We start from the raw sequence: 6,067 nt of genomic DNA on the forward strand, positions 1-6,067 counted from the left end.
GGGAATTACTCTTTATTCAGATCCACCAAGGGTTCCTTGCGCACTTCGGTTGTGCGACCGTCCTGAATGCCCTTGATCTGGCCCAGTGCGGTGTCGACGGCGCCCTTGTCTGCCAACAGGCTGTAGTGGATCTGGAACTGACGCTGTTCTTTCGGTGCGATGGTCGGTACGAGTTTCAACGGACGCTGGTAGCGGCGGTTATAGGAAAAGCTGGTGCCCGGTTCCAGCCCGGTGACATAGCCCTGACCGCGGGTGTCGGTGTTTTTCCAGAGAGAGAATACCGGTAGCTGACGGGTATTGAAGCCAACGGATACGCCGAGGCTTCCAGCCTTGTTGTGCAGTACCGTAAGGGTATCGCCCTTGGCGTCACCATAAGGCACGACGTTATAGACGGTTTCGTCGTAATCCGGCGTAGGGCCACGGTAGGTCTGCCAGTCAGCCAGGTCGCCCTTGGCCTTTTCGTTGAAAGGCGAAACTTGCTGCACCGGGGCCTCGAAACGTGCGCCCTCTTCCAGGAATGGCGTGCTGAAGTTGCTGTGGTACAGCGCCTGGTATTCCTTCGGATAGTCGCCGTTATTGGTCAAGGTATCGTTGAGGGTGAACGCCGCGCTGCCAGGCTCGGTGACCAGTTCGGTCTGGACCGAGAAGTCGACTTTCTTGAAGGCCTGCTCCTTCAGCTCGCCCTTGAGGCGGATGGCATAAGGCGGTTTTTCGTCGATGTGCAGGGTCACTTTATTCGCCGGGATGTTTGCTGCGCGACCGTGCAAGGTCAGAAGCTCCCCCTTGTCCATGCCCGGATGGCCGACCCATTCATAGCCACAGCGAGTCACCAGTTCGTTGAAGCCTTCCAGCCAGCCCAGCCCACCGCGACCGTTCAGTTCGATGAACGCCGGATTGACGACTTCTTTTACCGGCGAGTCCCAGCCCATGCGCACATCACCGACCGAGGCGTTCAAGACGTTCATGCCCCGTGTCGGCACCACCGAGAGTTTCAGGGTGCCGTTATCGATATCGATGATGCTCACCCCCTCCTGACGACCACCGTGCAGTGTGCGCATCGTCACCGAAAACGGTTTGTCGGTCTTGATCCCGAGCTGGGCGCTGGTGATCTGTTGATTCTGTGCGGCCTTGTCGGTATCGAGCAGCACATAGTCCCAGGCAAGCGCATTGGAGGCAGAGGCGATGGCGGTAAGGCCGAAAAGCCAGGCGAGCGATTTCATGACGGGTGGTCCTTATTGGAATTATGGGAGCAACTGAACAAGATTAATCGTTTCAGCTACGCAAGAAGTCTAGTCAAAATCCCCAGAGTCGTGAAAGAGAATTGCGCAGGGCGTTTCAATAATCTGATGCGCCCTCACAATTGAAAACGTTTATCGTTCACGTCTAAACTGCGCCCTTTCCTCTGGCTGCCCTGCCCGTTATCACTCCCGAGACCCTCGCAATGACCGACTCTTCCGCGCACCTGTACACGTTTCTGGGGATTCGCCAGGAACTGGTCAGCTACGCGGCCAGGATCACCGGTGATCGCATGCAGGCCGAAGACATCGTGCAGGAGGCCTGGATTCGCTTCGCTCCACAGCAGGCCTCGACCCGAACGACCATTGAACAACCCTCGGCCTACCTGTACCGGATCGTGCGCAATCTGGCACTGGACCTCATACGCAGTCGTAGCCGCGAACAGGCACACCAGGTTTCCCCGACAGGCTGGCTACAGCCAGTACACATCAATGACCCTGCCGACCTGTGCCAGCACAGCATGACCCTTGACCGGTTATCCGGTGTCCTTGAGGCCATGCCTGAAAACAGTCGCCGCGCACTGGAGATGCACCGTTTCGGCGGCTGTACTCTGGCGCAGATCGCCGAGCAACTGGGCGTTTCCCTGACCACGGCACACCGGCTGCTGCGTGATGCCCTGGTGCGTCTGGCCCGTGAAGTGGACGATCCGGATGACCTCGACGACAAGGATCCTTCACTGTGAGCCTTGAAGACGATGCGCTGGAACAGGCCAGTGACTGGCAGATTCGCCTGCAGGAAGAGCCTGAAGCACGCGAGGCGTTCGAGCGCTGGTTACAGGCCAGCCCTGAACACCAGGCCGCCTGGCGGAAGATGGAAAGACTGTGGCATTCGCTTGGCGAGTTATCGCCCGTCGTAGAGCCTGCTGCCCTGCCCATTCCGCCTCCACGGAAACGAAGGGCCACGCATGCCTGGGCAGGCTTTGCTGTGGCTGCCGGGCTGGCAGCAGTCGCGGTACTGATGGCACCGCAGTTGACGCTCGGTCTTCGTGCCGACTACCAGACTGGCGTCGGAGAGACCCGGGCCGTTCAGCTCGCCGACGGCTCCATCATTACCCTGAGCCCGCAAAGCGCTCTGCGTCGGATCGATGGCAGTACCCGGCACGTAGAGCTGTTGCAGGGACAGGCCTACTTTCAGGTCGCGCCCGATCCGCAACATCCATTCATTGCAAAGGCTGGCCAGATGTCCGTGCGAGTGCTGGGCACGGCCTTCGATCTGGATCTCAAGGACCATTACGCCGAAGTCGCCCTGGAACACGGCCAGGTGCAGGCCGAAAACGAGCAGCCGCCGCTCAGCGAGCGTTTGATGCCCGGTCAGCGTCTGAAATTCAGTTGGCCCTCCGGCAAGATCGAGCGCTCCAGCCTTGATCCTGCCCAGGTCGCGCTCTGGCGCACTGGCTCGCTCTTCGTCGAAAACCAGACCGTTGCCGAAATCACCGACCAGCTACAGCGCTATGCCAAAGGCTGGATAGTGATCGCCGATCCGGCCTTGAAACAGCGACGCATCACCGGCGTATTCGACCTGAGTAACCCCGATCGTGCGCTCAAGGCATTGGCGCAATCCCTGGCCGTTGAAAGCCGACAAGTGACCCCGTGGGTACACATGTTAGGAAATTTCTGACTTTTTTATACGCAGGTGGAAAAAATCACGTCGGCCTACGTCTTTCATGACCAATTTGAGAAAACATCTCAAATGCAATTCAGACGTATAAAGGATCGTATCAATGTCGCGCGCCCCTGCATTGCCGACTCTGGCCCTGCTCATCATGCTGCCGATGGACACGGTTCTGGCGGCCGAAACGCCAGATAACCTGCACACGGCACACTATGCCCTCTCCGCTCAGCCACTGGCCTCGGCGCTGGCTCACTTTGCCAGGCAGAACAACCTGCAACTGAGCTTCGATGCCGCACTGGCACAAGGCAAGATGGCACCGGCAGTCAATGGCCAGTTCAGTGAGCGGGAAGCGCTGGCCCGACTGCTCAAGAGTTCGGGACTGAGCTGGACGCTGACGGAAGACCGCATCCTGCTGCTGTTCCCGCAACCGTCCAGCGGTTCGCTGGATCTCGCACCTTCTCTCATTACTTCCAATGTGTTCACCGAGCAGGCAGACGGCGCAGTACAAGGTTACCGGGCCACACGCAGTGCCACCGGCAGCAAGACCGACACGGCCCTGCGTGATATTCCGCAATCGGTCCAGGTGGTGTCGCGCAAGGTGATCGAAGACCAGCAGGCCAATAACCTCGCCGATGCCCTGACCAACGTCAGCAGTGTGCAGCGCAGCAATTCCCACGGCGGCTCCTCGGAGAGCTTCGTGATTCGCGGCTTCAAGGCCATCAACTATGCCGTCGACGGCATGCTGATCAACCCGTTGGCCTCTCGTCCCGAAGCCTTGCGGGACCTGGCCGATATCGAGCGGGTCGAAGTGCTCAAAGGCCCGGCCTCGGTGCTTTACGGTCGCGGCAACCCCGGTGGGCTGATCAACCTGGTGACCCGCAAGCCTGGCTTCACGCCAGAAGCCCGGGTCAAGGTCCAGGCGGGTTCTTATGATTTCTATCGCCTGGAAGCGAGCGCCAGCGGCCCGCTGGACGAAGCGAAGACCCTGGCGGGTGGCATGACCGTCGCCACGCAGACCGACCGAGGCTTTCGCGACACCTTCCGCGACAGCAAGCGTACCTATCTGGCACCCACCCTGCGCTGGGAACCCAATGACACGACCCGGGTCGATGGCGGCATGGAATACATTGACCAGACCAGCCCGTTCGACCGGGGCCTGATCCCGGTCAACGGCAAGATCAACATGAGTGCCGACCGTTATCTGGGAGAAGCCTGGGCCAGGGACAAGGCCAACAAGTTTGCGGTCTGGTATCGCGCCGAGCATGACGTCAATGATTGGTTGACCCTGCGCCAGATGACCCGTTGGGACAACTCACACAAGGATCGTTATGTGGTTGACCTGCGCAGCCTGGGCTCGGATGATCGCACTCTGGCCCGCCGCGCCACAGACGGTGAAGAGCGGATCAAGACCCTGGACATGCAATTCGAGGCCATCGCTCGATTCACCACCGGCGGGCTGGCTCATACCGCGCTTGCTGGCTTTGAATACATCGACGGTAAGCGCCGCAGCCGAAGCGACCGCGCCACGCTGACCTCCATCGATATTTTCAACCCTGTCTACGGTGCCACGCCCGGTCCTTTTGCATTCAATGAAAAAGCCAGTTTCGACCTGACCGCCTACAGCTTTTACCTGCAAGACCAGATCGATCTGAACGAACAATGGAAGTTGATCGTCGGTGCCCGCTACGACGATACCCGGCAAAGAAATACTACTCTTGGTACTGCTGACATCACCCGAACCGACGTCGCCCCCAGTAAAGTCTCGCCACGAGTCGGACTGGTTTACCAACCTGCCGACTGGCTCTCGCTGTACGCCAGTTACAGCACGTCATTCAGTCCGCAGAGCGCCCTTCAGCGTAATGGCAGGCCTCTGGACCCGGAAGAAGGTGTCCAGTATGAGGTCGGTGCAAAATTCGACCTGATTCCGGATCGTTTGAGCGCCACACTCTCTGCCTTTGAGATCACCCGCCAGAACGTCGCTGCAACCGATCCCGATGACGACAATTACTCGGTGCAGACCGGTGAACAACGCGTACGCGGTATCGAACTGGACGTCAGCGGCACCCCGCTGGATGGCTGGGAAATCATTGGCAACATCAGCGTACTGAATGCCGAAGTGACCAAGGACACCACCATTGAGGTCGGCAACAAGCTTGAAGGCGTACCGACCCTGAGCGGTTCACTGTGGTCCAGCTACCAGTTGCAGGAAGGCCCGTTGCGGGGCCTGGGTTTTGGTGCCGGTGTGATCGGCGTCGGCGAGCGTCAGGGCGATATCGACAACAGCTATGATGTGGGCGGCTACGCCCGGTTCGACGCCAGCCTGTTCTATGACGTGGATGAGAACATCCGGGTATCGCTCAATGGCCGCAACCTCACGGACCGCAAATACATCGAAACCGTTGCCAATACCGATGGTAACTATGCTGGCGCGCCGGCATCGGTCGTAGCCACCGTGAGCGCCCGGTTCTAAGAGCCGTAGGAGCGGATTCATCCGCGAAAGAAGCTTGCACATTCATGACATTTTCATCGTCATGGATACTGCCCTCGCGAATGAATTCGCTCCTACCTGGGCTAGTTACACAAGTCGTAGGAGCGGATTCATCCGCGAAAGAGGCCTGTACATTCATGACATTTGCATCGTCATGGATACTGCCCTCGCGAATGAATTCGCTCCTACCTGGGCTAGTTACACAAGTCGTAGGAGCGGATTCATCCGCGAAAGAGGCCCGTACATTCATGACATTTGCATCGTCATGGATACTGGCTTCGCGAATGAACTCGCGCCTACCTGGGCGAGTTACACAAGTCGTAGGAGCGGATTCATCCGCGAAAGAGGCCTGCGCATTCATGACATTTGCATCGTCATGGATACTGGCTTCGCGAATGAATTCGCTCCTACCTGGGATAGTTGCACAAGTCGTAGGAGCGGATTCATCCGCGAAAGAGGCCCGTACATTCATGACATTTGCATCGTCATGGATACTGGCTTCGCGAATGAACTCGCACCTACCTGGGCGAGTTACACAAGTCGTAGGAGCGGATTCATCCGCGAAAGAGGCCTGTACATTCATGACATTTGCATCGTCATGGATACTGGCTTCGCGAATGAATTCGCTCCTACCTGGGATAGTTGCACAAGTCGTAGGAGCGGATTCATCCG

At 58.4% G+C, this 6,067-nt stretch carries 4 protein-coding genes; 3 read left to right on the forward strand and 1 reads right to left on the reverse strand.

Features of this window, described 5'->3' with window-relative positions; translation table 11 throughout:
• Positions 1-5: 5 nt before the first annotated feature.
• Positions 6-1,220, reverse strand: a complete 1,215-nt coding sequence (locus ACIPY9_RS07935) for an aldose 1-epimerase family protein (protein ID WP_400699020.1) — start codon at positions 1,218-1,220, stop codon at positions 6-8.
• A 221-nt stretch (positions 1,221-1,441) separates the two neighbouring features.
• Here ACIPY9_RS07935 and ACIPY9_RS07940 point away from each other — a divergent pair, with 221 nt between their 5' ends.
• From ACIPY9_RS07940 to ACIPY9_RS07950, 3 genes are all read left to right on the forward strand, one after another.
• On the forward strand, positions 1,442-1,978 hold the full coding sequence (locus ACIPY9_RS07940) for an RNA polymerase sigma factor (protein WP_400699023.1): 537 nt from the start codon (positions 1,442-1,444) through the stop codon (positions 1,976-1,978).
• Positions 1,975-2,913, forward strand: a complete 939-nt coding sequence (locus ACIPY9_RS07945; protein WP_400699026.1) for a FecR family protein — start codon at positions 1,975-1,977, stop codon at positions 2,911-2,913. Before ACIPY9_RS07940 ends, ACIPY9_RS07945 begins: the two co-directional genes overlap by 4 nt.
• A 103-nt stretch (positions 2,914-3,016) precedes the next feature.
• Positions 3,017-5,377: a TonB-dependent siderophore receptor gene (locus ACIPY9_RS07950; RefSeq protein WP_400699028.1), complete on the forward strand. Its 2,361-nt coding sequence runs from the start codon at positions 3,017-3,019 to the stop codon at positions 5,375-5,377.
• The last annotated feature ends 690 nt before the right edge of the window (positions 5,378-6,067 follow it).

Source organism: Pseudomonas sp. NPDC089734, assembly GCF_044748865.1.
GTDB lineage: Bacteria > Pseudomonadota > Gammaproteobacteria > Pseudomonadales > Pseudomonadaceae > Aquipseudomonas.

Bases quoted from the DNA above. Each gene is read 5' to 3' on its own strand.
- ACIPY9_RS07935 (WP_400699020.1), bottom strand. From the start codon at position 1,220: ATGAAATCGCTCGCCTGGCTTTTCGGCCTTACCGCCATCGCCTCTGCC.
- ACIPY9_RS07940 (WP_400699023.1), top strand. From the start codon at position 1,442: ATGACCGACTCTTCCGCGCACCTGTACACGTTTCTGGGGATTCGCCAG.
- ACIPY9_RS07950 (WP_400699028.1), top strand. From the start codon at position 3,017: ATGTCGCGCGCCCCTGCATTGCCGACTCTGGCCCTGCTCATCATGCTG.